Raw genomic sequence first — 25,917 nt, forward strand, 5'->3', positions numbered from 1 at the left:
CGGGTCGCCGTCTTGGATCAGGAATAATGGAATTTAACACGAGGGGCAAACGGGATGGTTTCTGAATTCCATTTGCCCCTTCCTTGTTCGGGGGGAGGAGCAACATGAGCGGGAGCAGTACGGCATTGAAGCGGGATCGGTTTGAGATGCTGATGCAGCAGGCAAGCGTTCCTTCGGAGGTTGTAAGAAGCTTTTTTGCCGACGGTTATATTGACAAGGTGGAGACGAGCCGCACAAATAAAGAATGGGTGTTCTATATCGTGAAAACGCAGGTGGTGCCAGGGGATATTTACCGGACCTTCTGCAAGATGATTCGCGACAAATTCGCCCATATCGCCGCGATCCGATTTGTGCTGCAATATACGCCCGATGTGAATCCGGAGCAGGTCGCCCATGAATACTGGAGCATGTTTCTGGAGTGGGTGCAGCGAGAGGCGGCATCCATCAACGGCTGGATGACGAAAGCGAAAATCGAGGTTAACGGCCATGTGCTTACCTTATGTCTGCTTGATTCCATCGGGATGGAATTGGCCAAGAAGAAAAATATCGGCGATTGGATCAGACAATATTTTTCCGGCTTCTTCGGCGTGGAGTTTCAGGTGAAATACACCGTCAGCGCTTCACGCGAGGAAGAGCTGGAGAAGTTTACGAAAATTATCGAGCAGGAGCAAAAGGAAGTCACCACTCAAATTCTCACGGCTGTGGAAGCCGAGGAGGCGGCGCTGGCTGCGGTGCCGGAGGGCGAGGTACGGCTGATGGTCGGTTATGACATCAAGGAGCCTGCCGTGTCGATCCAGATGGTGAAGGACGAAGAGAAAAAGGTGACGGTCCAAGGCACGGTGTTTGGCCTCGATATGAAGGAGCTGCGCAATGGCAGCACGCTGTTTACGTTTAACCTGACGGATTTCTCCGATTCGATTATGGTGAAAAGCTTCGCGAAAACAAAAGAGGATGTCAAAATTTACAGCCTGATCAAAAACGGCTCCTGGCTCAAGCTGCGCGGCCGGGTCGAATATGACCGGTTCATGCAAATTCCTGAGCTGGTGATGATTCCGTCGGATGTCAATGAGGTTGTCGCTCCGCCGGACCGCAAGGACGATGCCGAAGAGAAGCGGGTTGAATTTCACCTGCATACGTCGATGAGCACGATGGACGGCATTACGCCGGTTGATCAATATATTAAAATGGCGGCCAAGTGGGGCCATAAGGCGATTGCCATCACCGACCACGGCGGCGTGCAAAGCTTTCCGGAAGCCGACCATGCGGCGCATAAGCACGGTATCAAGGTCATTTACGGCGTTGAGGCCAATATTATTGATGATTCGATTCAGGTGGCGATGCGCGCGAGCGAGCAGGCGCTGGCGGAAGCCGAATATGTCATTTTTGACGTCGAGACGACGGGCTTGTCGGTCACCAACAACAAAATTATCGAGCTTGCGGGCGTTAAGATGAAGGAAGGCAAGGAAATCGGCCGCTTTGCAACGTTTATCGACCCGCATGAGCGTATTCCTTACAATATCCAGCAGCTTACCAATATTACCGACGATATGGTGCGCGGGCAGCCGGATATTGCCGAGAAGCTGCCGGAATTTCTTGACTTCGTCGGCGATGCGGTGCTGGTCGCGCATAACGCGCGGTTTGATATGGGGTTTCTGAACACAAACTGCAAGCGGCTCGGCTTGCCGGAGCCGTCCAATCCGGTCATTGATACGCTGGAGCTGGCCAGACTGCTGTACCCGACGATGAAAAATCACCGGTTGAACACACTGTCCGATAAGTTCAAGGTCGGTCTGGATAACCATCACCGCGCGATTGACGACTCGATTGCGCTCGGCTTTATTTTATTTCATATGCTCAAGGAAGCAGCGGAACGCGGCTATACGCAGCTCCACCAGCTGAATGACCAGGTCGGCAAAAACCTTAAAACCCAGCGTCCGTTCCACTGCTGTATTTATGCGCAAAACATGGTCGGCAAAAAAAATCTGTACACGTTGATTTCCTTGTCCCATACGGAATATTTCCACCGTGTTCCCTGCATTCCCCGGACAAAGCTGATTGAGCTGCGGGAAGGACTTCTTGTCGCGTCGGGCTGCGAGAAGGGCGAGCTGTTCGAAACCGTGCTGAATAAGTCGCAGGAGGAAGCGGAGGCGGTGGCGGCGTTTTATGATGTGCTGGAAATTCAGCCGACAGTCGTCAATATGCATCTGGTTGAAAAAGGGCTGGTCAGCAGCCCGGCGCTGCTGGAGGATGCGGCGCGGAAAATTGTACAGATCGGGCAGAAGCTTGGCAAGCCGGTGATCGCGACCGGCAATGTGCATTATTTGCTGCCGCGGGAGAAAATCAATCGGGACATTACGATCCACGGCATAACCGGCTTCAGTCCGCTGAAGGATATTCGCAAGCCGGACGTTCATTTCCGCACAACGAAAGAAATGCTGGCGGAGTTTCAATTTCTGGGCGAGGAGCTGGCGCAGGAGGTCGTGGTGACCAATACGGCAGCGCTGGCTGACCGATTCGAGGAGCTGCAATTATTTCCGTCGAAGCTGTTCACGCCGATTTTGGAGGGCGCTGACGAGGAAATCCGCGAAACGTGCTACAACACGGCCAAACAAATTTACGGAGAGCCGATTCCCGAGGTTATCGTAGCGCGGCTGGAAAAAGAGCTGGTGCCGATTATTAAATACGGCTTCTCGGCCAACTATTTGATCTCGGAGCGGCTGGTGAAGAAATCGAACCAGGACGGCTATCTCGTCGGCTCGCGGGGATCGGTCGGCTCATCGGTCGTCGCGACGTTTCTGGGCATCTCGGAGGTCAACCCGCTGCCGCCGCATTATATATGTGGCTCCTGCTGCTTTAGCGAATGGATTTTGGACGGCTCGATTCCTTCCGGCTTCGACCTGCCGGACAAGACATGCCCGACCTGCGGCGGCAAGCTGAAGGGCGAAGGGCAAGATATTCCGTTCGAAACGTTTCTCGGCTTCAAGGGCGACAAGGTTCCCGATATCGACTTGAACTTCTCGGGAGAATACCAGCCGCACGCGCATAACTATACAAAGGTATTGTTCGGCGAGCGCAACGTGTTTCGGGCCGGTACGATCGGTACCGTAGCGGAAAAGACCGCATTCGGCTTCGTGAAAAAATATGAAGAAGAGCAGGGCAAAAAGTGGCGCGGCGCCGAGCTGAGCAGGCTTGCGCTTGGCTGCACGGGCGTCAAGCGCAGCACGGGCCAGCATCCGGGCGGGATCGTCGTTGTGCCGGATTATATAGACGTGAATGATATTACGCCCGTGCAGTTTCCGGCTGACGATACGAGCGCAGACTGGAAGACGACGCATTTCGACTATCACGCGTTTGATGCCAACCTGCTCAAGCTTGATATTCTCGGACATGACGACCCGACGATGATGCGGATGCTGCAGGACTTGACGGGTGTAGATCCGACGACGATTCCAATGAATGATCCGAAGGTTATGAGCATGTTTAACTCCGTTAATTCGCTTGGCGTTACACCGGAGAAAATCCGTACTCCCGTCGCGACGTACGGCGTGCCGGAGATGGGGACAAAGTTTGTACGCCAGATGCTGGAGGAAGCGCGTCCGTCCAGCTTTGCCGACCTGCTGCAAATTTCCGGTCTGTCGCACGGAACGGGAGTTTGGCTCGGCAACGCGCAGGAGCTGATCAAAAAAGGCATCTGCACGATCAAGACGGTTATCGGCTGCCGTGACGATATTATGCTGTATCTCATCTACAAAGCCGGGATGGATGCGGGTCTTGCATTTAAGATTACGGAAAGCGTGCGGAAGGGCAAGGGCTTGACGGAAGAGTGGAAGGAAGATATGAAGCGGCATAAGGTGCCGCAGTGGTACATTGATTCGTGCGAAAAGATCGAATACATGTTTCCAAAGGCGCATGCTTCCGCTTATGTCATCTCCGCTGTCCGTACAGCCTACTTCAAGCTGTATCATCCGATTGCCTACTATGCGACGTATTACTCGGTGCGCGCAACGGACTTCGAGCTGGAGCTGCTGTGCCAGGGCTACGACGCGATTGTCCGCAGGCTGGTCGAGATCGAGGACAAGGGCTTTCAGGCGCTGCCGAAGGAAAAAGCGATGATTTCGATTTTGGAAATGGCGATTGAAATGACGGCACGCGGCTTTTCCTTCAAGCCGGTTGATCTGTACAAGTCGGACGCGACGAAATTTATTATCGAGGGCGATTCGCTGATCCCGCCGTTTGCGGCGATTGGCGGCGTCGGGGAAAATGCGGCCCGCAACATCGCGGCGGCGCGGGATGCCGGTCCGTACTTGTCGGTGGAGGATTTCCAGACGCGCAGCAAAGCGTCGAAAACCATCGTCGAGCTGCTAAGCGGAATGGGCTGCTTCCGCGGCTTGCCGGAAACAAATCAGCTATCGTTATTTTAGCCGGCGAGCGGGCTGAAAGGACGATGGGCAGCAAGCAGCGCTCCTTCCGGCAACGCCTGCTCGCGCCCTCCCGACCTGTTGCAAGCAGGGCCGGAAGTATGGTATAATCTGCTATGGTAGCAATGGTATATCTCGAAACCGGAGAGTGGGGAAACCCACTCTTTACATTTTGTATGAGTGTTTTCAGCGACTCTTTGAGATGGAACAGGAGGATAACGCGTTTGAGCAATCAGATCAAATCGACGGTGGAAGCGCTGGTGCGTCCGTTTCTGGACGAGAACCAGTTCGAGCTGGTCGACATCGAATACGTAAAAGAAGGCGGCAACTGGTTTCTGCGGGTGTACTGCGACAAGGAAGGCGGCATCGACATCGACGACTGCGGACGCATTAGCGAATATGTGAGCGCGAAGCTGGATGAAACCGATCCGATTCCGGACGCTTATTTTCTCGAGGTATCGTCGCCTGGAGCGGAGCGTCCGCTTCGGAAGGCGCAGGATTACATGCGCGCAGTCGGCCAGCATGTGTTCGTGACGACTTATGAGCCGGTTGACGGCTTGAAGGAGTTCGAAGGCAAGCTAGCTTCCTTTGACGAAGCTTTTATCGAGGTGGAAGTCGGCAAGAAAAAGCACCGTCTGCCCTCCGAGAAGGTCGCGAGCGCGCGGCTTGCCATCGTATTCTAACACCGCCGCCCCTGCGGGGGCTTCGTATTTGATGAGAGGGGGAACTCCAACGACATGAACATGGATTTTATCGAAGCGTTAAACGAAATTGAACGCGAGAAGGGCATCGCCAAGGAGCTGTTGATCGACGCGATTGAAGCGGCTTTGATCTCCGGCTACAAGCGAAACTTCAACACGGCGCAAAACGTGCGTGTCGACATTAACCGCCATACCGGGATGATTAAAGTGTATGCGCGCAAAACTGTCGTGGATGAAGTGCTCGATGCGCGGCTGGAAATTTCGTTATTCGCTGCCAGAGAAATCAATCAGAATTACCAATTAAACGATATCGTGGAGATCGAGGTGACGCCGCGCGACTTCGGACGCATCGCCGCGCAAACGGCGAAGCAGGTTGTTACCCAGCGAATCCGCGAAGCGGAGCGCGGTCTGATCTACAACGCTTACGTGGACAAAGAGGAAGACATCGTCAACGGCATCGTGCAGCGTCAGGATCAGCGCAACCTGTATATTGACCTCGGCAAGATCGAAGCGGTGATGCCTTTGACGGAGCTGATGCCGACTGACAAGTTCAAGCAGGGCGACCGGGTGAAGGCTTATATTACGAAGGTCGAAAATACGACCAAGGGGCCGCAGATCATCCTCTCGCGCACGCATCCGGGATTGTTGAAGCGGCTGTTTGAGCTGGAGGTTCCGGAAATTTTCCAGGGTGTCGTCGAAATTCGCTCCGTAGCGCGCGAAGCCGGCTTCCGTTCGAAAATTGCGGTGCATTCGCGCAACCCCGAGGTTGATCCGGTCGGCTCTTGCGTAGGCCCGAAGGGCATGCGCGTGCAGACGATTGTCGGCGAGCTGAAGGGGGAGAAAATCGACATCGTCCGGTGGATGGAAGGCGTCGATGAATACGTGGCAAATGCGCTCAGCCCGTCCAAGGTTATCGAGGTGCAGGTGTTCGAGGCCGAGAAGATGGCGCGCGTGATCGTGCCGGATTACCAGCTGTCGCTGGCGATTGGCATCAAGGGGCAAAATGCCCGGCTGGCGGCCAAGCTGACCGGCTGGAAAATTGATATCAAAAGCGAGACGCAAGCCGAGCAGGAATTCGGACGTCCGAAGACGTTTACCGAAGAAATGCATCAGGATTCGGTCAGCATTGACTAGACCCGGCAGGGACTAGGCGGATAAGCCATACGGGGGGGAGGGGATAAACCGATGAAGCCTAGAAAAACACCGCTGCGCAAGTGCGTCGCCTGCCAGCAGATGATGCCAAAGCGGGAGCTGATCCGCGTTGTGAAAACCCCGACCGGTGAGCTGCTCATTGATCTGACGGGCAAGAAGGCTGGCCGGGGCGCCTACCTGTGCGGCAAGCTGTCCTGTTTCAAGCTCGCGAAAAAGTCCAGGGCGCTGGATCGCGCCTTGAAGGCGCAGGTTAGCCCGGACATTTACGACGCGCTGGAGCAAGATTTTATCAAGGTCGAAGACGAGTTTATAGCCGGGAAACAGTCGGCGGATGAGGATGACGATGAATAACCGATTTTTTTCCAATCTGGGTCTCGCGATGCGCGCCGGCAAGCTGGTTACCGGTGAAGAAGCTGTGATTGAGTCGATCCGCAGCGGGGAAGCTAAGCTGGTGATTGTGTCCGAGGACGCTTCTGAGAATACGTTTAAGAAGTTGAATGACAAATGCAGCCACTATCAGGTTCCTATCCATCAGTACGGCAGCCGCGAGCAGTTGGGGGCGAGTATCGGAAAAGAAACGCGGGTTGTCATTGCTGTTGCCGATCAGGGATTTGCTAGACTGCTGCTGAAGCCGTAAAAAAAGCTCGGAGGTGGACTGTATTGACCAAACAGGACAATAATAAAGACAAACTCAGAGTTTACGAATATGCAAAGTCTTTAAGCATGAGCAGCAAGGAAATCATCACCATTTTGAAGCGGCTGGGACTCCCGGTCAACAACCATATGAGCGTAATGGAGAACGATGCGGTGAATAGTGTAGAGAAATTTTTCAAAGACATTAAAGCAAACGCGGCAGCAAAACGTGAAGGCGGAGCCGGACAAGGCGGCAAGTCTTCGGAAAGAGGTGCAAGTATTTCTAACTCATCGAAACCACAAACTGTAGCAGTACAACCTAAGCCGGAGCAACGCAGCGGCAGCCAGCCTGTACAGGCGGCGCCAAGAGCCGGCAGCGAGCCGTCAGAGGAAAGAACCCAGAGCCAAGGCGCAAGCGCTGAGCGTGCGCAAGGCGGCAGCCAGGGCGGACCAAGTCGTCAAGGAGGCCAGGGCGGCGGCAGCCGTCAAGGCGGTCAAGGAAGCGGCGGCTATCGTCAAGGAAGCGGAGGCCAAGGCGGCGGACAAAATCGGTCGGGCGGCCAAGGCGGAGGCGGCTACCGCCAAGGCGGTCAAGGCGGCGGTCAAGGTCGTCCGAGCGGTCAAGGAGGCCAAGGCGGCTATCGCCAAGGCGGTCAAGGAGGCCAGGGCGGCGGACAAAGCCGTCCGAGCGGTCAAGGAAGCCAAGGCGGAGGCGGTTATCGCCAAGGCGGTCAAGGAGGCCAGGGCGGCGGACAAAGCCGTCCGAGCGGTCAAGGAGGCCAAGGCGGAGGCGGCTATCGCCAAGGCGGTCAAGGAGGCCAGGGCGGTGGGCAAAGCCGTCCGGGCGGTCAAGGAGGCCAAGGCGGCGGTTACCGTCAAGGCGGAGGCCAAAGTCAGGGCGGCGGTCGTCCTGCGGCCGGTCAAGGCGCATCAGCCGGAGGTCAGGGTCAACGCTCCGATAACCGGCGCGGTAGCTTTAACAACCGTGCGGGCGCGAATGCTTCCTCCCGTCCGAACGAGTCGGATGCGGATAAATTAGGCAAGAAGCCGTCCAGACCGGGGCAACGCCGGTTTGACGACAACAGAACGGGCGGCAAGGGCCCGGGCGGCCGCGGCCGCGCGCAAGGCAAAGGCAGATTCAACGCCGAGCCGCCGAAGCCGAAGATCGACAATACGCCGAAGAAAATTATCGTGCGCGGCACAATGACCGTCGGCGAGCTGGCCAAATCGCTGCATAAGGATGCTTCCGAGGTTATCAAGAAGCTGTTGTTCCTGGGCGTTATGGCTACGATCAACCAGGAGCTTGATCTGGATGCGATCCAATTGCTGGCTTCGGACTACGGTGTCGAAATCGAACTGAAAATTCCGGTCGAGGAAGACAAGTTCGAGAACTTCGAAGAGAAGGACGAGGACGAGGATCTGCTGGAGCGTCCGCCGGTTGTAACGATCATGGGTCACGTTGACCATGGTAAAACGACGCTGCTGGATGCGATCCGTAAAACAAATGTGACCGAGGGCGAAGCAGGCGGCATTACGCAGCATATCGGCGCTTACCAGGTTGAGACGCACGGCAAAAAAATTACGTTCCTCGATACGCCGGGCCACGAAGCGTTTACTTCGATGCGGGCTCGCGGAGCACAGGTTACCGATATTACCATTATTGTGGTCGCGGCGGATGACGGCGTCATGCCGCAGACGATTGAAGCGATTGCCCATGCGAAAGCGGCGAAGGTGCCGATTATCGTAGCGGTGAACAAAATCGACAAGCCGGACGCAAATCCGGATCATATCAAGCAAGAGCTTACCGCGTATGAGCTTGTCCCTGAAGAGTGGGGCGGCGATACGATTTTCTGCAACATTTCCGCGAAGCAGCGGATCGGCCTGGAAAATCTGCTCGACATGATTCTCCTTGTATCCGAGGTGCAGGAATACAAAGCGAACCCGAACAAGCGGGCAAGAGGTACGGTCATTGAGGCCGAGCTGGACAAAGGTAAAGGCCCGGTTGCGCGTGTGCTTATCCAGCACGGTACGCTCAAGGTCGGCGACAGCTTCGTAGCGGGCGTTCATTTTGGCCGCGTGCGTGCGATGGTGAACGACAAGGGCAAGCGTCTCAAGGAAGCGGGTCCGTCCACACCGGTTGAAATTACCGGGATGACCGAGGTGCCGCAAGCCGGCGATCCGTTCCTCGTGTTTGAGGACGAGCGCAAAGCAAGAGCTATCGCGGAAAAACGCGCGATTACGCTGCGTCAATCCGAGATGGGCGCGAACTCCCGCGTGACGCTCGACGATCTGTACAAACAGATCAAGGAAGGCGAAATCAAGGACCTGAACGTCATTATCAAGGCGGACGTTCAAGGCTCGGCGGAAGCGCTGAAGGGCTCGCTGGAGAAAATTGACGTAGAAGGCGCGCGTGTTAAAATTTTGCTCAGCGGCGTAGGCGCTGTGACGGAATCCGACGTTATTTTGGCATCGGCCTCCAACGCCATCGTGATCGGCTTCAACGTTCGTCCGGAGCCGCAAGCGAAAAACACAGCAGACCAGGAAAAGGTCGACATTCGTCTGCACAGCATCATTTACAAAGTGATGGAAGAGATCGAAGCGGCCATGAAGGGCTTGCTTGATCCAACCTTCAAAGAAGTGGTCATCGGTCAGGCTGAGGTCCGCAACGTGTTCAAAGTGTCCAAGGTCGGCACTATTGCAGGCTGCATGATTACATCCGGCAAAATCAACCGGAATGCGGAGCTGCGCGTTATCCGGAGCGGTATCGTCGTGTTCACAGGCAAGGTAGACTCGCTCAAGCGGTTTAAGGACGATGTGAAGGAAGTCGCCCAAGGTTACGAGTGCGGTATATCGGTTGAGAAATTCAACGATATTCAAGAAGGAGACGTTATTGAAGCCTTCGTCATGGAGACTGTAGAGAGATAAGAGGTGATTCGCTATGGCTAAAATTCGCGTAGGTCGAGTTGGCGAGCAAATCAAGAAAGAAATCAGTCAAATTATCCAGTCGGAGCTGAAGGACCCTCGGATTGGCTTTATTACCGTGACCGGGGTTGATGTGACAAATGATTACTCCCAGGCCAAGGTATACCTGAGCGTACTCGGCAGCGAGGAGCAGCGGGAAGAGACGCTTAAAGCGCTCAGCCGCAGCTCCGGCTTTATTCGTACAGAGCTGGGCAAACGAATCCGGATGCGCAAAATTCCGGATCTGCTGTTCAAGTTCGATACGTCGATTGATTACGGCTCCAAAATCCAGTCGATTCTGCATCAGATCAATGAAGGGGAATCGAACGCATGATGGAATCGGAGTACGCCGTACAGCTTCAAGCGGCAGCTCATTTCATCCGCAATCACGACGACTTTCTGGTGGTATCCCATATCCAGCCGGATGGGGATGCCGCCGGATCGACGTTTGGCGTAGCCTGGATGCTGCATGCGCTTGGCAAAACCTTTACGTTGATCAATGAAGGCCGGATGCCGGGCAAGTTTTTGTACATGGCCGGTCCGCATCCGATCGTGAATTTTGAGGAGCAGCCGCCTGCCCGTACGTATGGGGCCGTTATTGCGGTGGATTGTGCGGATTTTTCGCGGATTGGGCAAGTACACCGGTGCTTTGCGCCGGATGCGCGTTTGCTGAACATCGACCACCATGCGACCAATGACGGGTTCGGAACGGTTAATCTCGTCAGATCCGAAGCGGCGGCGACGGTTGAGGTTTTATACGATTTGGCCGGCGAGCTGGAACTTGTCGCTTGCTCGGACGCCTGGGACCGTTGTATTTATTCCGGCTTGCTGACGGATACGGGAGGCTTCCGCTATTCCAATACATCACCGAAAGTGATGCGAATTGCGGCAGATTTGCTCGGTCGGGGCGTGCAGGGCCATGAGCTGGCGGAAAAGCTGCTGGAGACGATGACGTTTCCGCAAATTTCGTTGCTCAAGTCTGGTCTGGGCACACTTAGCTTCGCTCACGACAAACGGGTAGCCTGGCTGTCCGTTTCTGCGGCGGAGCTAAGCGCTACGGGCGCATCCAGCGAAGATATGGACGGGTTGGTCAACTATGCGCGGAACGTGGAAGGCGTACAGGTCGGCATGCTGTTTAAGGAAAAGCAGACCGGCGTGGTGAAAGTCAGCCTGCGCTCCGGCGGCCTGGTCAATGTAGCCGAAATCGCCCAGCGCTTTGGCGGGGGCGGTCATATTCGCGCAGCCGGCTGCACGGTCGAAGGGACGCTGCAGGAGGCTATCGACCGGGTAGTTCATGAAGTGGGGAGTGCGCTTTAATGATGCTGGACGGTATTTTGCCGATTTGGAAGCCCAAAGGATTTACGTCTCATGATGTTGTTGCCAAGGCGCGCCGCATCCTGAAGATCAAGCGGATCGGTCATACCGGCACGCTTGATCCGATGGTCACCGGCGTGCTCCCTTTATGTATCGGGAAAGCGACGCGCGTCGTTGAGTATATTCAGGATTTGCCGAAGGAATACGAGGCTTGCTTATGGCTTGGTTTGGCCACCGATACGGAAGACTTGACCGGCGCTACGCTTGTCAAGGATGCAGAGGTCAAAGCGCGGGTTTCACCGGAAGCGGCCGTCGAAGCTGTGCGCAGCTTTGTCGGACAAATCGAACAGGTGCCGCCGATGTACTCTGCCGTCAAGGTAGACGGCAAACGGCTGTATGATTTGGCCCGTCAGGGCATCGAGGTCGAGCGCAAGTCTCGGACGGTAACGATTTACCGGATTGATGTGCTGGACACGGATTGGGAGCCTGAGCAGCCGACGATCCGCTTTCGCGTGCTTTGCTCCAAAGGGACCTACATTCGGACCCTTTGCGCCGATATCGGCAAAGCGCTGGGGGTGCCTGCCGTGATGGGCGAGCTGGTCCGGACGTCTACGGGCAGCTTGACCGAGGCGAGCTGCCTGACGCTGGAGCAGCTGCAGGAGCTGGCGGATCGCGGCGAGCTGACGGACCGGCTTGTGCCGATTGAGGAGGCGCTCCGGCATCTGCCGAACGTTACGCTGTCCGCCGAGCAAGCCGCTCGGGCCAGGCAGGGCCAGAGGGTCCGGCTGACGCTGGAGCAGTTTGCGAACCTGCAGCAGGCGGAACCGGAGCTGCTGGACCGAATCGCGGCATTTACAGGCGCGCCGCAGCAAGCTGTCGGCGTGTTCGAATGGAACCAGGAGCTGCAGGCGCTGCAGGCTGTCAAAATTTTCGCGCAAATGTAGGTGAACGTAACGATGATGCAAACAGTATCGCTTTCGTTTCCGCTAGAGCTCGGGCGATGGGCGAATCAGAAGCCGCAGGTGCTGGCAATCGGAGATTTCGACGGCGTCCATCTTGGTCATCAGGAAGTGATTGGACGCGCGGTGAAGCGGAGCCGCGAGCTTGGCGCGGTCAGCGCGATTATGACCTTTCACCCCCATCCGCGTCAGGTGCTTGGCCTGGATCACTATGTCAGGCTGCTGACGCCCCGTTGGACGAAGCGGGAGATTTTAAGCGAGCTTGGCGTAGATGTCACGTATATGGTGGATTTTAACGAGTCGTTCATGCGGCTCACGCCCGAAGAATTCGTGGAGCATATGTTAGTCCCGTTGAACCTGGATACGGTATATGTCGGATTTGATTTCCGCTTCGGCCACCAGGGCGCGGGCACGCCGGATACGTTATGCGAGCTGGCCAAGGGCCGGTTTGCCGTGGAAATCGTGCGCCCGTTCGTGCGTGCCGGGGAAAAGGTGAGCAGCACGCGAATCCGGCAATGTCTGCAGGCTGGACAAGCCGGCGATGTCACTGAACTGCTCGGCCGTCCGTATCAGCTGGAGGGTGAAGTTGTGCATGGCGACGCCCGCGGAAGGACGATCGGGTTTCCGACAGCGAATATTTTGCTCAAGGACCCGTATGTACTGCCTGCAAACGGGGTGTACGCCGTTCAGGTGTGCGTAGCCGGAAGCTGGCATGACGGGGTGATGAACATCGGCGTCAAGCCGACGTTTGAGGGGACGCTGATTCATCCGTCGCTGGAGGCGCATCTGTTTGACTTCGCTGCCGATATTTACGGCGAAACGGTGCAGGTGCGGCTGATTCATTTTATTCGTCCGGAGCGCCGCTTTGCGTCGGTAACCGAGCTGGTTGCGCAAATTCGCGATGATGCGGATACGGCGCGCCAGGCGCTGGCGCTGGTTAATTAGCGGTCCGCGGGCTTATTCCATTTTTTATTTTACTTTTGCCCAGGGCTTGTGGTATACTAAAAAACGTTGTCGATTCGGAAAACGTCGTCCTGGACGACGCTCGCGAAGAGCCGTGATCGAATAAACCGTAGCGTGGAGAAACGAGACTCCGACGGTCTCTGGGCTACCGGGGATAACATAATTATGGAGGTGAATGAACATGGCATTGACACAAGAGCGCAAGCATGAACTTATTGCTACGCACAAAACCCACGAGAATGATACGGGATCTCCTGAGGTGCAAGTTGCGATTTTGACTGAAAACATCGTAAACCTGACAGCTCACTTGAAAACCCACAAGAAAGACCACCACTCTCGCCGCGGTCTGTTGAAAATGGTCGGTCAACGCCGTAAGTTGCTGACGTACTTGAAAAACAAGGACGTTCAGCGTTACAGCGCGTTGATTGAAAAACTCGGTCTGCGCCGCTAATCGCGCAAGCTCGGCAATCAAAGCAATCACGTTTGTCCTTCAGGCGCTTCCAGATCATCGTCATTTGGAGGCTGCAGGACGCGGGATTGCTTTTTTTGGCTAATGTTTTCGTGAAAAGAAGGAAATGCTAGCCATAATGAAGAATGATGTAGAAGATTAGCTTGCGCGCGAACGGGCATACATAAGCGAATCTCGCGACACATGTTATGAACGAACGCCAATTATAGGAGGTTGTTTATGGAAAGCAAGGTGCAAATGGACCTCGGCGGCCGCCAACTGGTGCTGGAGACAGGCCGCTTGGCCAAGCAGGCCAACGGCGCCGTCGTCGCCCGCTATGGAGATACGGTTGTGTTATGTACGGTAACGGCTTCCGCCGAGCCGAAGGATCTCGACTTTTTCCCGCTGACGGTGAACTACGAGGAGCGTTTGTACTCGGTAGGTAAAATTCCCGGCGGTTTTATTAAACGTGAAGGCCGCCCGAGCGAAAAGGCGATTTTGGCGAGCCGTCTGACAGACCGCCCGATCCGCCCGTTGTTCCCGGAAGGCTTCCGCAACGATGTGCAGGTTGTAGCGATTGTGATGAGCGTGGATCAGGATTGCACGCCAGAGATGGCCGCGATGATTGGCGTCTCGGCAGCGCTCAGCATTTCCGATGTACCGTTTAGCGGTCCGGTCGGCGGCGTCATCGTCGGTCGCGTTGACGGCGAGTTTGTGATCAACCCGACGCTGGCGCAAGCCGAGAAAAGCGATATTCATCTGGTCGTTGCAGGCACGAAGGACGCGATCATGATGGTTGAGGCAGGCGCGGACGAAGTTCCTGAAGAAGTGATGCTGGAAGCGATTATGTTTGGCCATGACGAGATTCGCAAAATTGTCGCCGTTCAGGAGGAGCTGGTTGCGCAGGTCGGCCGTCCGAAGATGGAAGTCAAGCTGCATGCGGTTGACGCGGAGGTCAATGAGGCGGTTCGCGCATTCGCGCAAGCCCGGCTGGTTGAAGCGGTGAAAATTGCCGAGAAGCATGCTCGCCAGGATGCCATTGACGCCATCAATAGTGAAGCGAAGGAGCATTTCATCGCTGTCTACGCCGAGACGCCGGACAAGATGGACGATGTGAAGGAAACGCTCTATGATATCGTCAAAGAAGAAGTGCGCCGTTTGATTACACATGACAAGGTTCGTCCGGATGGACGGGCGCTGGAAGAAATCCGTCCGATCGAATGCGACATTAACTTGCTGCCCCGTACGCACGGCTCCGGTCTGTTTACCCGCGGTCAGACGCAGGCGCTGTCGATTTGTACGCTTGGCGCGCTTGGCGATGTGCAGATTCTCGACGGAATCGACCTGGAAGAGTCCAAACGCTTCATGCATCATTACAACTTCCCGCCGTTCAGCGTAGGGGAAGCAAGACCGCTTCGTCCTCCGGGCCGTCGTGAAATCGGACATGGAGCCCTCGGCGCACGCGCATTGGAAGCCGTCATTCCGAATGAGGTCGAGTTCCCGTACACGATCCGCCTCGTTTCCGAGGTGCTGGAGTCCAACGGCTCCACGTCCCAGGCGAGCATTTGCGCAAGCACGCTGGCGATGATGGATGCAGGCGTTCCGATCAAGGCGCCGGTAGCGGGCATTGCAATGGGTCTGATCAAGGACGGCGAGCACTTCTCGATCTTGTCGGATATTCAGGGGATGGAAGATCACCTCGGCGATATGGACTTCAAGGTGGCCGGTACGGCCAAAGGGGTCACAGCGCTGCAAATGGATATCAAGATTGACGGTATTAACCGCGATATCTTGAACCAGTCGCTGGAGCAGGCGAAAGAAGGACGCATGCACATTCTCGGCAAAATGATGGAACGGATCTCGACGCCGAAAAGCGAGCTGTCCCAATATGCGCCGAAGATCGTTACGATGCAAATTAATCCGGACAAAATCCGCGATGTCATCGGAGCCGGCGGCAAAATTATTAACAAAATTATCGAAGAAACCGGCGTAAAAATAGATATCGAGCAGGATGGGCGCGTATTTATTGCATCGTCCAACAGCGAGATGAACGAGAAGGCCCGTTCGATTATCGAAGGCATCGTACGTGAAGTGGTCGTTGGCGAAATTTATCTCGGCACGGTGAAGCGCATTGAGAAGTTTGGCGCCTTTGTTGAAATTTTGCCGGGTAAAGACGGTCTTGTCCATATCTCGCAGCTGTCCACAGAACGTGTGGCCAAGGTAGAGGATGTCGTCAAAATCGGGGATCAGCTGACGGTCAAAGTTACGGAAATTGATGCGCAAGGCCGTGTCAACTTGTCCCGTAAAGTGCTGCTGACTCCGCCAGCCGCGCCAGCCCAATCTTAATCAAAATCAAGCATGGCGTCTCCGGATGCCGGCGCAATGAAGAAAGAGCCAGATGCTGTCTGTCTCTTTTTTGTTATGCGCGGTTAGGCGCGCCAGCTTCGCCAGGCCGAATCCGGGCTGTCCCAGGTCTAAATCACCCAGCTTCCGCATAAATTGGGACAAACACATGAAGAAGCGGGAGATTCGACTATGGACCGGAACAAGCAAACACGGCTGCTGTTCGCCGCGGCCAGTCTGGGAATCGTGTTCGTGCTGCTGCAGCAATCCAGTGCGATTAAGCAGTTTGTCAGCGATGCCCGTGCAGCCAGCGGGATGGCGCGAAGCTTTGGCGAAACGAACACGCTTCAAGCGCTGGCGCAGCTTATGCAGACCGAAGCAGACACGCCTCGCGCCGCTGCGCTGCAGTGGATTGAGGCCGAAGCGGCCAAACGGTACAGAGCCCCGATTGACGCAAAAATCGACCGGGTCTGGAAAGCGGTCCCTGGCTACAGCGGCCGCGAGGTGGATATTGACAAGTCGCTGGCTGCTGCAGAGGCGCAAGGATATCCGACACCCCCGCCGCTGATTTACCGGGAGCTGACGCCTAAGGTCGGGCTGGACCAGCTGGGCCCGCTTCCCGTCTACAAAGGAAATCCGCATAAGCCGCTTGTCGCGCTGATGATTAATGTGGCCTGGGGAGACGAGCATTTGGACCAGATGCTGGCGACCCTCAAGCGGGAGAACGTCAGGGCGACTTTTTTTCTCGACGGGATGTGGCTGTCCAAGCATATCGAGATGGCGAAAACGATCGCGGGTCACGGGCATGAGCTCGGCAACCATGCTTATTCGCATAAAAATATGAGCACGCTGTCCCGCGCGCAAAATGAGACCGAAATCGCCAAAACGGAGAAGCTGCTGCGCGAGCAGGTTGGAGTCAGCGGCGGCTTGTTTGCTCCTCCGTCCGGAGACTTCAATCAAACGACGGTCGATGCGGCGCACAGCCTCAAGCTGCGCACGATCCTGTGGACGCTGGATACGGTTGACTGGAAGAAGCCGCCTGCGGCGTCCATTGTTCGCAAGGTAGCCGCGCGGGTTGAACCCGGCACGCTGATCTTGATGCATCCGACCGCTCCCAGCAGCGAAGCGCTGAGCGGGATCATCGGAGCCGTCCGCAGCAAAGGGCTGCAGCTCGGCACGGTCAGCGAAGTGCTGTCTCCACAGCGGCTGCCGGAGGTTGAGTCGCCCGGTCAATAATGGTAATATCTAAATTAGGTTGCCTGAATGATTGCGGGTTGGCGGCAAGCGGCGGCATGAGCGAAATACGAATGAGGAGGCATCCGTGCTTGGACAAATATACCCTCAATAACGGACTGCGGGTTGTGATCGAGAAAATTCCGACATGCCGTTCAGTGGCATTTGGCATCTGGGTGAAAACCGGGTCGCGTAATGAAACGGAGACCAATAACGGGATTTCGCACTTTATTGAACATATGCTGTTTAAAGGAACCGCCAAATATTCGGCTAAAGAAATCGCCGAAATTTTTGACGGCATCGGCGGCAATGTGAACGCTTTTACATCCAAGGAATACACTTGCTATTACTGCAAGGTGCTTGACGAGCATTTGCCGCTGGCGGTTGAAGTGCTGTCGGATATGTTTTTCAACTCGCTTTTCGAAACCGAGGAGCTGGAGAAAGAGAAAAATGTCATCTATGAGGAAATCTCGATGTACGAGGATACGCCCGATGACATGGTGCATGATCTGATCGCACGTGCGGCGTTTGGCGAGCATACGCTTGGTTACACGATCATCGGGACCGAGCAAAACTTGTCTCCGATGACGTCCGACACGCTGCGTGACTATATGAAGGCTTATTACACGCCGGGCAACACCGTTGTGAGCATTGCAGGCAACATCGGTGACGATGTGCTGGCTTTGATTGAGCGTCATTTTGGCGGCTTTGCCGGAACGGATGCGCCGGATCAACGTCAACCGCTGGGCTTCCACAGCGATCTGGCTTATCATCAGAAGAAGACGGAGCAAAATCATATTTGCCTGTCGCTGCCCGGCTTGCCGATTACCGACGACAATTTGTACGCGATGGTTTTGCTGAACAATGCGATCGGCGGCGGCATGAGCTCGCGTCTGTTCCAGGAAATTCGCGAGAAGCGGGGGCTTGCCTACTCGGTCTATTCCTATCACACCTCCTACCAGGACGGCGGACTGTTCACGATTTATACCGGCACAGCGCCCAAGCAGACGTCCGAGGTGCTGAACGTGACGCTGGAGATGATGACCGATTTGAAGCAGCGTGGGTTGACCGACGCTGAGCTGCGCAAGGGCAAGGAGCAGATGAAGGGGAGCTTGATCCTCAGTCTCGAAAGCACCAGCAGCCGGATGAACCGGATCGGGAAAAACGAGCTGATGCTTGGCAAGCATTACAGCCTTGATGAAATTATCGAACGGATCGAGCGGGTAGAAATGGAGCAAATTCGCGAGCTGACAGCCAGGCTGTTTGCAACGCCATTTGCGGTGGCGATGGTCGGCCAGTCCGGCGACGCCATTCAAGGATTCAGGAGGGATCAGCTTGTCTGAACGATTTCATGTCCAAATTAAACGGCTGCCGGGCGCTGAGGATGTGCCGCTGCCGGTGAAGATGTCCGAGCTGGCCAGCGGATTTGATCTGTACGCGGCCGTGACGGAGCCGGTTGTGCTGGCGCCCGGGCAGCGCACGCTTATTCCGACCGGCTTTGCTTTGGCTATGCCCGGTGGCCTGGAGGCCCAGATTCGCCCTCGCAGCGGATTGGCGCTCAAGCATGGCATCACAAGCCTGAACACGCCGGGCACGATTGATGCCGATTATCGCGGCGAAGTGAAGGTGCTGCTTATCAATCATGGCAGCGAGCCGTTTACGATTGAGCGCAAGGAGCGGATCGCGCAAATGGTCTTCCAGCTCGTGCCGCAGATCGAGCTGCAGGAAGTCGCAGAGCTGGATGCCACCGTAAGGGGCGCCGGCGGCTTCGGCCATACGGGCACAGCCTGAGCTTACCGCAAGGCAGGGCGGGACAAAACAAATAAAGACGCCTTCTGACGAGGCGTCTCTCATAGGGGAAGGTCAACCGCCATGCGCCGGTTGGCCTTTTTTTGTTCGCCTGCCTGGGCCGTGCCGAAGGGCAGCGAAAGCATCGGGCTTCCAAGCATGACCCAACTGGAACCCATCTCTGGGCAGTCGCATAAGATGACGTATCGAAAGCGACTCAGAAAGAGGTGAGAGGGCATGCTGACCGGGATTCAAACGGCTTTGATCGGAGGAGATGCCAGGCAGCTTGAGGTCATCCACAAATGCGCCGAGCTGGATGCGTCTGTGACACTGATCGGGTTTGACAATCTCCAGAACGGATTCAGCGGGATCACGAAAGAGGAGCTGACGCCGGAGGCGCTCGCCGGCATGGATGCGGTAATTTTGCCTGCGGTCGGAACCGATGACCAGGGGCGGGTGGACAGTCTGTTTTCATCCAAGGAGCTGCGGCTGACTCCCGCGCATGTCGCTGCGCTGCCAGGTCACGCGACTGTGTTTACCGGAATGGCGAAGCCTTATTTGCGCGAGCTGTGCAAAGCCCACGGCATTGCACTTGTGGAATTGTTTGACCGCGACGATGTGGCGATTCACAACTCGATCCCGACGGCCGAGGGCGCCATTATGATGGCCATTCAAAATACGGATATTACGATTCACAGTGCGGATGCGATTGTGCTGGGATTTGGACGCACCGGCATGACGTTGGCGCGAACCTTGCAGGGAATGGGCGCTCAGGTGTCGGTTGGCGTTCACAAATCCGATGCTTTCGCCCGGGCGGCCGAGATGGGGCTGAATCCGTTTTATACGCAAGCGCTGATTGGCCGGGTAGCGGGCGCTGATTTTATATTCAATACCATTCCTTCGCTGATTTTAACGGCGCAGATCATTGCTAATGTATCGTCGCGCGCGCTGATTATTGATCTGGCCTCGAAGCCGGGAGGAACGGATTTTCGCTTTGCCGAAAAGCGGGGGATCAAGGCGATGCTTGCTCCGGGCCTGCCCGGCATTGTCGCGCCTAAAACTGCAGGACGGATCATGGCGGATACGATCAGCCGCCTGATTATGGAGCATGCACAGTCAAGGGGGAATGAACAACATGGAGTGGAATAAGGTGACCGTAGGCTTTGCGCTGACCGGCTCGCATTGCACATTTGAAGAAGTGATGCCGCAAATCAAGCGGTTTACGGATGCCGGAGCAAAGGTTGTGCCAATTGTCACAAATACGATTATGACAACAGATACGCGATTCGGAAGCTCGGAAAGTTGGCAAAAACAGTTGAAAGAGATCACAGGAAATGATATTATTTCTTCAATTGTAGATGCCGAGCCGCTCGGTCCTTCCAAGCTCTTGGACGTAATGGTGATTGCTCCTTGTACAGGGAATACGACAAGCAAGCTGGCCAATGCGATGACGGAGAGTCCCGTCCTGATGGCGGCGAAGGCGCAGATGCGCAACCAGCGCCCGCTGGTGCTGGCGATTTCCACCAATGACGGACTCGGACTCAACGCGATGAATGTCGGCAAGCTGCTCATTACGAAAAACGTTTACTTCGTTCCGTTCGGGCAGGACGCGCCTGCTGCGAAGCCGAACTCGCTCGTTGCCCGCATGGATCTGATTATGGAAGCCTGCGAGGCCGCGCTGCAAGGCAAGCAGCTTCAGCCGATGCTGATCGAACGCTTTAATTATTAAGCCGTCTGTGACAGAACATGTTACATGCAGCTGACAGTTATCATTTATCCCAGGGGAGAGAACCATATGTCGAATCAGAAATTGTTTAACGTTGCTGTCGTTGGAGCAACAGGTGCCGTAGGAGAACAAATTATCCGTTTGCTGGCCGAGCGGAACTTTCCCATTCAAGAACTCAAGCTTCTGTCCTCCGCCCGGTCGGCAGGAAAGAAGATTTCGTTTAAAGGGCAGGAAGTAACGGTTCAGGAAGCTACGCCGGAAGCATTCGAAGGCGTGGACATCGCGTTGTTCAGCGCGGGCGGAGACGTCAGTAAGGTGCTCATTCCCGAAGCCATCCAGCGCGGAACGGTTTGCGTAGACAACACAAGCGCATTCCGCATGGACCCGGAAACGCCGCTGGTTGTCCCTGAGGTCAACATTGATAAAGTAAGCGAGCATAAAGGCGTCATTGCGAACCCGAACTGCTCGACGATCCAGATGGTGCAAACCTTGAAGCCGCTGTATGACCGGTACGGTATTTCCCGGATTATCGTTTCGACGTACCAGGCGGTATCGGGCGCAGGCGCCAGCGCGATCCAGGAGATGCTGCGCCAGTCGCGCGAGGTGCTGGACGGCCGGCAAGTGGAGCCGCAAATTTTGCCGGTAGGCTCGCTGCCTAAGAAGCACCAGATCGCGTTTAATGCGATTCCGCAAATCGACAAGTTTGTCGATAACGGCTTTACGTACGAAGAGATGAAAATGATCAACGAAACGAAGAAAATTATGGGTGACGATACGCTGGAGGTCACTGCGACCTGCGTACGTATTCCGGTTGTTTACGGGCATTCGGAATCGGTTTACGTGGAGCTGAAATCGGACTTCGAGGTGGAGGAAGTCAAGCAGCTGCTGGCTGATGCTCCAGGCATCGTGCTGCAGGACAACACGGCTGAGCAGCAGTATCCGCTGGCTACTGACGCGGCAGGCAAGCTGGAAACGTTTGTCGGACGGGTTCGCCGCGATCTCAGCAATCCGCGCGGTCTTAACCTGTGGATCGTGTCCGATAACCTTCTCAAGGGCGCGGCTTGGAATGCCGTCCAGATTGCGGAGTATATCGCGGTTGAACAAAACTAGCAGTTAACTACTGGCTTCCTGTCTCTCGGCGGGAAGCCAAGCTTTTGCAGGACGGAAATGTCAGGTGGAGAAAGGGAGAGATCAGCTTGAAGATCCTGGTGCAGAAATTTGGAGGCACCTCCCTTTCCACAGCCGAAGCCAGAACACATGTCATCGCACATATTCAGGATGCCATCGCACAAGGATACAGCCCAGTTGTCGTCGTATCGGCTATGGGACGGAAGGGCGAGCCCTATGCTACAGACACCTTGCTTGATTGGATCGGCCGCAACGGAGACCGGCTGCCGCCCAGGGAGCGCGATATGCTGCTTGGCTGCGGCGAGCTGATTTCCGCGGCGACGTTATGCAGCCTGCTGCTCGCGGAGGGCATTCCGGCGATCGCCTTGACAGGCGCTCAGGCGGGCATTCTGACCAACGATGACTTTGGCCATGCCCAAATCATCACCGTTGTCCCTTCGCGGGTTACAGAAGCGCTGGAGCAAGGCCAGGTTGTGATTGTCGCCGGCTTTCAGGGCGCTTGCGCGAACGGCGATTTGACGACGCTCGGCCGCGGCGGCAGCGACACATCGGCGACGGCGCTGGGCGCTGCGCTGCAGGCTGAGCTTGTCGATATTTTTACCGATGTGAGCGGTATTTTGACCGCAGACCCGCGACTTGTAGAGGATGCAAGAGCGCTGGACGTTGTATCCTATGCGGAAATTTGCAACATGGCGCATCTCGGCGCCAAAGTCATTCATCCGCGTGCGGTGGAGGTGGCGATGCGCGCGAGCATCCCTGTTCGGGTGCGCTCCACCTTCTCCAAAGCGCCGGGGACATTGGTCACCCATCCTGATCCGTCCAGGACGGCGGGGAACGTTCACGATCGGTTTGTAACCGGTATCGCTCATGTGGCCGGGATTACGCAGCTGAGGGTTGCGGCTCCGGAGGCGGCGTTTGACCTTCAGCTGCGCGTGTTCAAGGCGATGGCTCAGCAGCGCATAAGCGTGGATTTCATTAATGTGACGCCGTCCGGGGTCACGTACACCGTATTTGATTCAGAGGCAGACCGGGCCGAGGCTGCTTTGCAAGCGCTAGGCTTGTCGCCTGTCCTCACAAGCGGCTGCGCCAAAGTGTCGATTGTCGGCGGGGGAATGAACGGCGTCCCCGGCATTATGGCGACGATCGTCGAGGCGCTGACGGATGAGGATATTCATATTTTGCAATCGGCAGACTCCAATACGACCATCTGGGCGCTGGTGGAGGGCAGGGATCTGACGCAAGCGGTCAGAGCGCTGCACCGCAAATTTAACTTGCACCGCGAGTGACGATCATCAACGAACACAAATACAACCCTTGAAGGCAGGAGGAGAATTTCGTGGATTTCGGCAGACTGGTTACAGCTATGGTAACCCCATTCGACGAACAATCACATGTAGATTGGGCTCGCTTCGAGAGCCTGATTGATTATTTAATAGATGACCAGCAAAGCGACAGTTTGGTAGTTTGCGGTACAACAGGCGAATCACCGACGATGACCGAGGAGGAGAAGCTGCGCGCTTTTGCGACAGCTGTCCGCCACGTGAAGGGCCGGGTTAAAATTATTGCCGGTACTGGCAGCAACGATACGGCTCATTCCATACATCTGTCCAAGGAAGCGGAAAAGCTCGGCGTCGATGCGCTGCTGCTCGTAGCTCCTTATTACAATAAACCTTCCCAGGAAGGCTTGTACCAGCATTTCAAAGCCATCGCGGAAGCGGTGTCGATTCCGGTGGTGCTGTACAATGTGCCGGGGCGGACGGGCGTCAATATTGACGCGGACACCACCATTCGGCTGTCGCAAATTCCGAACATCGTCGGTACGAAGGACTGCGCCGATACCGACCAGCTGACGCAAATCGTCGCCGGCGCGGCGCCAGGCTTCCTGGTTTACAGCGGTGACGACAGCGCGGGGCTGCCGGCTATGGCTGTCGGTGCGCAAGGGATTATCAGCGTCGCCTCACATGTGATTGGAAAAGAAATGAAAACTATGATAAACTCCTACTTGCAGGGGAATGTCAGAGAAGCGGCTGAATGGCATGGCAAGCTTTTGCCTGTGTTTAAAGGGTTGTTCTTCTGTCCGCACCGTGTACCGAATCCCGCTCCGGTTAAGCATGCGCTGAACCTGAAGGGTGTGCAGGTAGGCGGCGTGAGACTCCCGCTCGTGAACGTGACCGAACAAGAAGGACAATTCATTGCTTCGCTGCTTGGATGAAGTCTTCGCTGAATCGGTGCCGTTCGCGGCATCGGTTTTCTTTTTTTGGTTACGCTAACGGGTACGCGGCTGCCTGGGTAACCGGCTCGATGCCGATTACTTGTAAAGTCGAGATTCTTTCATGTATAATGGTGGCAAGTGACTGGTGCGGTTAGCAATTGGTTTGGTTGTTCATAGGAAAAATCGTCGTCAAATCATCTAAGGAGGTTTCAATACTTTGTCTAAGAAAAATATAGATAAACTAACGATTTTTGCTCTTGGCGGCGTGGGCGAAATCGGGAAAAATATGTATGTCGTGCAGTATGCCAACGATATTGTGGTGGTGGACTGCGGTCTCAAGTTTCCGGAAGAGGACATGCTCGGAATTGATATCGTCATTCCTGATATCTCGTATTTGACGGAAAACCGCGACAAGGTGCGCGGCATCTTGATTACGCATGGACATGAGGATCACATCGGAGGCTTGCCTTATGTGCTTCGCAATCTGAATGTTCCTATTTTTGCGACGCGTCTGACGCTCGGTTTGATCGAAACGAAGCTCAAGGAAGCCGGGTTGCTTGGCGAAACGAAGCGTAACGTCATCACAGCGGATTCCGAGCTGAAGATGGGTTCGATTACCGCGACGTTCTTCAAAACTAATCACAGTATCCCTGATTCAGTAGGCGTTTGCCTGGCCACGCCGGAGGGCAACGTGGTTCATACGGGAGACTTCAAGTTTGACCAGACGCCGGTGAACGAGCAATATGCCGATTTGCACCGGATGGCGGCGATCGGACAACAGGGCGTACTGGCCCTGCTGTCGGACAGCACCAATGCGGAGCGTCCTGGCTACACCGGTTCGGAGCGAAGCGTAGGCGTAGAGATCGAGCAAGTTTTCCGCAAGGCGAAACAGCGTGTTATTATCGCAACCTTCGCTTCCAATATTCACCGGGTGCAGCAAGTCATTGACGCTTGCCAGGCAACCCGCCGCAAGCTGACCGTCATTGGCCGCAGTATGGTTAATGTCGTGTCGATTGCAAGCGAGCTGGGTTATCTGAACATTCCGGACGGCATGCTGATTGAGCCGGAGGAAGTGAACAAGCTGGCGGCAGACCGTGTCGTCATTTTGTGCACAGGTTCGCAAGGCGAGCCGATGTCCGCGCTGACGCGGATGGCGCGTTCCACTCACCGCAAGATTGACATCTTGCCGGGGGATACCGTCATTATCGCGGCTACGCCGATTCCAGGCAATGAGCGTTACGTGGGACGGACTGTCGATGAGCTGATGCGCATCGGTGCGCATGTCATCTACGGCCCGGGTTCGATTACAGGCGTTCACGTTTCGGGTCACGGCAGCCAGGAAGAGCTGAAGCTGATGCTGAACATGATGCGGCCGAAGTATTTCATCCCGATTCACGGCGAATACCGGATGCTGCGTCATCACGGGCTGCTGGCTGAATCCGTCGGTATTCCGCGCGAGAACATCTTTATCGTGGATAACGGGGAAACGGTTGATATTACGGATGGCGTTGCCCGCAAAGGCTCCAAAGTATCGGCCGGCAACGTGCTGATTGACGGTCTTGGCGTAGGCGACGTCGGCAACATCGTGCTTCGCGACCGGAAGCTGCTGTCCCAGGATGGAATTTTGGTCGTGGTCGTCACGCTCAGCAAGCAGGACGGGAAGATTTTGTCCGGACCGGACATTATCTCCAGAGGGTTCGTGTATGTCCGGGAATCCGAAGGTCTGCTGGATGAAGCAAACCGGATCGTGACAAGCACGCTGCATCGCTTAATGAGTGAGAACGTAAATGAGTGGGCTTCGCTGAAAACCCATGTGAAAGACGCACTCGGACGATTTTTATATGAACAAACCAGAAGAAGACCGATGATTCTTCCGATTATTATGGAAGTATAGTCACTCGCATTAGTCACTTGACCCTGTACCTTATAAACCGTTTT

Annotated in this window: 21 protein-coding genes; all 21 read left to right on the top strand. The window is 55.5% G+C overall.

All coding sequences use genetic code 11. From position 1 onward, the window contains the following. Positions 1 to 104: 104 nt before the first annotated feature. The 21 genes from AC6ROY_RS05715 to AC6ROY_RS05815 all read left to right on the top strand — a co-directional run bounded on the left by AC6ROY_RS05715 (position 105) and on the right by AC6ROY_RS05815 (position 25,873). Positions 105 to 4,421, top strand: coding sequence for a PolC-type DNA polymerase III (locus tag AC6ROY_RS05715; protein ID WP_500099120.1), 4,317 nt, complete (start codon positions 105 to 107; stop codon positions 4,419 to 4,421). Between the two features lie 173 nt (positions 4,422 to 4,594). Next, positions 4,595 to 5,101: a ribosome maturation factor RimP gene (gene rimP / locus AC6ROY_RS05720; protein WP_500099282.1), complete on the top strand. Its 507-nt coding sequence runs from the start codon at positions 4,595 to 4,597 to the stop codon at positions 5,099 to 5,101. A gap of 54 nt (positions 5,102 to 5,155) precedes the next feature. Further along, on the top strand, positions 5,156 to 6,253 hold the full coding sequence (gene nusA / locus AC6ROY_RS05725; RefSeq protein WP_500099121.1) for a transcription termination factor NusA: 1,098 nt from the start codon (positions 5,156 to 5,158) through the stop codon (positions 6,251 to 6,253). 51 nt (positions 6,254 to 6,304) lie between these two features. Further along, positions 6,305 to 6,622: an RNase P modulator RnpM gene (gene rnpM, locus AC6ROY_RS05730; RefSeq protein ID WP_500099122.1), complete on the top strand. Its 318-nt coding sequence runs from the start codon at positions 6,305 to 6,307 to the stop codon at positions 6,620 to 6,622. Further along, positions 6,609 to 6,908: a YlxQ family RNA-binding protein gene (locus tag AC6ROY_RS05735; protein WP_500099123.1), complete on the top strand. Its 300-nt coding sequence runs from the start codon at positions 6,609 to 6,611 to the stop codon at positions 6,906 to 6,908. The genes rnpM and AC6ROY_RS05735 overlap by 14 nt, the downstream gene beginning before the upstream one ends. Before the next feature lie 23 nt (positions 6,909 to 6,931). Beyond that, complete coding sequence (gene infB, locus AC6ROY_RS05740; RefSeq protein ID WP_500099124.1) at positions 6,932 to 9,829, top strand: translation initiation factor IF-2; 2,898 nt, start codon at positions 6,932 to 6,934, stop codon at positions 9,827 to 9,829. 13 nt (positions 9,830 to 9,842) lie between these two features. Continuing rightward, the gene (gene rbfA / locus AC6ROY_RS05745) at positions 9,843 to 10,199 is read left to right on the top strand and encodes a 30S ribosome-binding factor RbfA (protein ID WP_500099127.1); all 357 of its coding nucleotides are present in this window, start codon (positions 9,843 to 9,845) and stop codon (positions 10,197 to 10,199) included. After that, positions 10,196 to 11,182 (top strand): DHH family phosphoesterase, encoded by a 987-nt coding sequence (locus tag AC6ROY_RS05750; protein ID WP_500099128.1) that lies wholly within the window; start codon positions 10,196 to 10,198, stop codon positions 11,180 to 11,182. Before rbfA ends, AC6ROY_RS05750 begins: the two co-directional genes overlap by 4 nt. Then, positions 11,182 to 12,123: a tRNA pseudouridine(55) synthase TruB gene (gene truB, locus AC6ROY_RS05755; RefSeq protein ID WP_500099129.1), complete on the top strand. Its 942-nt coding sequence runs from the start codon at positions 11,182 to 11,184 to the stop codon at positions 12,121 to 12,123. Before AC6ROY_RS05750 ends, truB begins: the two co-directional genes overlap by 1 nt. A gap of 15 nt (positions 12,124 to 12,138) precedes the next feature. Continuing rightward, complete coding sequence (locus AC6ROY_RS05760) at positions 12,139 to 13,083, top strand: bifunctional riboflavin kinase/FAD synthetase (protein ID WP_500099283.1); 945 nt, start codon at positions 12,139 to 12,141, stop codon at positions 13,081 to 13,083. 199 nt (positions 13,084 to 13,282) lie between these two features. Then, positions 13,283 to 13,552 (top strand): 30S ribosomal protein S15, encoded by a 270-nt coding sequence (gene rpsO / locus AC6ROY_RS05765; RefSeq protein ID WP_500099131.1) that lies wholly within the window; start codon positions 13,283 to 13,285, stop codon positions 13,550 to 13,552. 237 nt (positions 13,553 to 13,789) lie between these two features. Further along, positions 13,790 to 15,895: a polyribonucleotide nucleotidyltransferase gene (gene pnp, locus AC6ROY_RS05770; RefSeq protein WP_500099132.1), complete on the top strand. Its 2,106-nt coding sequence runs from the start codon at positions 13,790 to 13,792 to the stop codon at positions 15,893 to 15,895. 189 nt (positions 15,896 to 16,084) lie between these two features. Beyond that, positions 16,085 to 17,128 carry a polysaccharide deacetylase family protein gene (locus tag AC6ROY_RS05775; protein WP_500099133.1) on the top strand — a complete coding sequence of 348 codons (1,044 nt, stop codon included), beginning with the start codon at positions 16,085 to 16,087 and terminating at the stop codon, positions 17,126 to 17,128. Positions 17,129 to 17,217: 89 nt separating this feature from the next. Next, entirely contained in the window at positions 17,218 to 18,468 is a 1,251-nt protein-coding gene (locus AC6ROY_RS05780; RefSeq protein WP_500099134.1) for a M16 family metallopeptidase, read from the top strand. Then, complete coding sequence (gene dut / locus AC6ROY_RS05785) at positions 18,461 to 18,916, top strand: dUTP diphosphatase (protein ID WP_500099135.1); 456 nt, start codon at positions 18,461 to 18,463, stop codon at positions 18,914 to 18,916. Before AC6ROY_RS05780 ends, dut begins: the two co-directional genes overlap by 8 nt. 234 nt (positions 18,917 to 19,150) lie before the next feature. After that, entirely contained in the window at positions 19,151 to 20,062 is a 912-nt protein-coding gene (dpsA, locus tag AC6ROY_RS05790; protein WP_500099136.1) for a dipicolinate synthase subunit DpsA, read from the top strand. Further along, positions 20,049 to 20,642: a dipicolinate synthase subunit B gene (locus AC6ROY_RS05795; protein ID WP_500099138.1), complete on the top strand. Its 594-nt coding sequence runs from the start codon at positions 20,049 to 20,051 to the stop codon at positions 20,640 to 20,642. The genes dpsA and AC6ROY_RS05795 overlap by 14 nt, the downstream gene beginning before the upstream one ends. Positions 20,643 to 20,708: 66 nt before the next feature. After that, on the top strand, positions 20,709 to 21,749 hold the full coding sequence (locus tag AC6ROY_RS05800; RefSeq protein ID WP_500099140.1) for an aspartate-semialdehyde dehydrogenase: 1,041 nt from the start codon (positions 20,709 to 20,711) through the stop codon (positions 21,747 to 21,749). 86 nt (positions 21,750 to 21,835) lie between these two features. Continuing rightward, positions 21,836 to 23,053 carry an aspartate kinase gene (gene dapG, locus AC6ROY_RS05805; RefSeq protein ID WP_500099141.1) on the top strand — a complete coding sequence of 406 codons (1,218 nt, stop codon included), beginning with the start codon at positions 21,836 to 21,838 and terminating at the stop codon, positions 23,051 to 23,053. A gap of 50 nt (positions 23,054 to 23,103) precedes the next feature. Next, positions 23,104 to 23,979, top strand: coding sequence for a 4-hydroxy-tetrahydrodipicolinate synthase (gene dapA, locus AC6ROY_RS05810; protein ID WP_500099144.1), 876 nt, complete (start codon positions 23,104 to 23,106; stop codon positions 23,977 to 23,979). Positions 23,980 to 24,196: 217 nt separating this feature from the next. Further along, positions 24,197 to 25,873, top strand: coding sequence for a ribonuclease J (locus AC6ROY_RS05815; protein WP_500099146.1), 1,677 nt, complete (start codon positions 24,197 to 24,199; stop codon positions 25,871 to 25,873). The last annotated feature ends 44 nt before the right edge of the window (positions 25,874 to 25,917 follow it).

The sequence above is a fragment of the Paenibacillus sp. sg306046 genome (assembly GCF_059821225.1).

Coding starts and splice junctions, on each gene's coding strand:
- truB (WP_500099129.1), top strand. CDS start 11,182: ATGATGCTGGACGGTATTTTGCCGATTTGGAAGCCCAAAGGATTTACG.
- nusA (WP_500099121.1), top strand. CDS start 5,156: ATGAACATGGATTTTATCGAAGCGTTAAACGAAATTGAACGCGAGAAG.
- AC6ROY_RS05715 (WP_500099120.1), top strand. CDS start 105: ATGAGCGGGAGCAGTACGGCATTGAAGCGGGATCGGTTTGAGATGCTG.
- rimP (WP_500099282.1), top strand. CDS start 4,595: ATGAGTGTTTTCAGCGACTCTTTGAGATGGAACAGGAGGATAACGCGT.
- AC6ROY_RS05800 (WP_500099140.1), top strand. CDS start 20,709: ATGTCGAATCAGAAATTGTTTAACGTTGCTGTCGTTGGAGCAACAGGT.
- AC6ROY_RS05760 (WP_500099283.1), top strand. CDS start 12,139: ATGCAAACAGTATCGCTTTCGTTTCCGCTAGAGCTCGGGCGATGGGCG.
- dpsA (WP_500099136.1), top strand. CDS start 19,151: ATGCTGACCGGGATTCAAACGGCTTTGATCGGAGGAGATGCCAGGCAG.
- AC6ROY_RS05795 (WP_500099138.1), top strand. CDS start 20,049: ATGGAGTGGAATAAGGTGACCGTAGGCTTTGCGCTGACCGGCTCGCAT.
- AC6ROY_RS05775 (WP_500099133.1), top strand. CDS start 16,085: ATGGACCGGAACAAGCAAACACGGCTGCTGTTCGCCGCGGCCAGTCTG.
- rbfA (WP_500099127.1), top strand. CDS start 9,843: ATGGCTAAAATTCGCGTAGGTCGAGTTGGCGAGCAAATCAAGAAAGAA.
- AC6ROY_RS05735 (WP_500099123.1), top strand. CDS start 6,609: ATGACGATGAATAACCGATTTTTTTCCAATCTGGGTCTCGCGATGCGC.
- rnpM (WP_500099122.1), top strand. CDS start 6,305: ATGAAGCCTAGAAAAACACCGCTGCGCAAGTGCGTCGCCTGCCAGCAG.
- pnp (WP_500099132.1), top strand. CDS start 13,790: ATGGAAAGCAAGGTGCAAATGGACCTCGGCGGCCGCCAACTGGTGCTG.
- rpsO (WP_500099131.1), top strand. CDS start 13,283: ATGGCATTGACACAAGAGCGCAAGCATGAACTTATTGCTACGCACAAA.
- AC6ROY_RS05750 (WP_500099128.1), top strand. CDS start 10,196: ATGATGGAATCGGAGTACGCCGTACAGCTTCAAGCGGCAGCTCATTTC.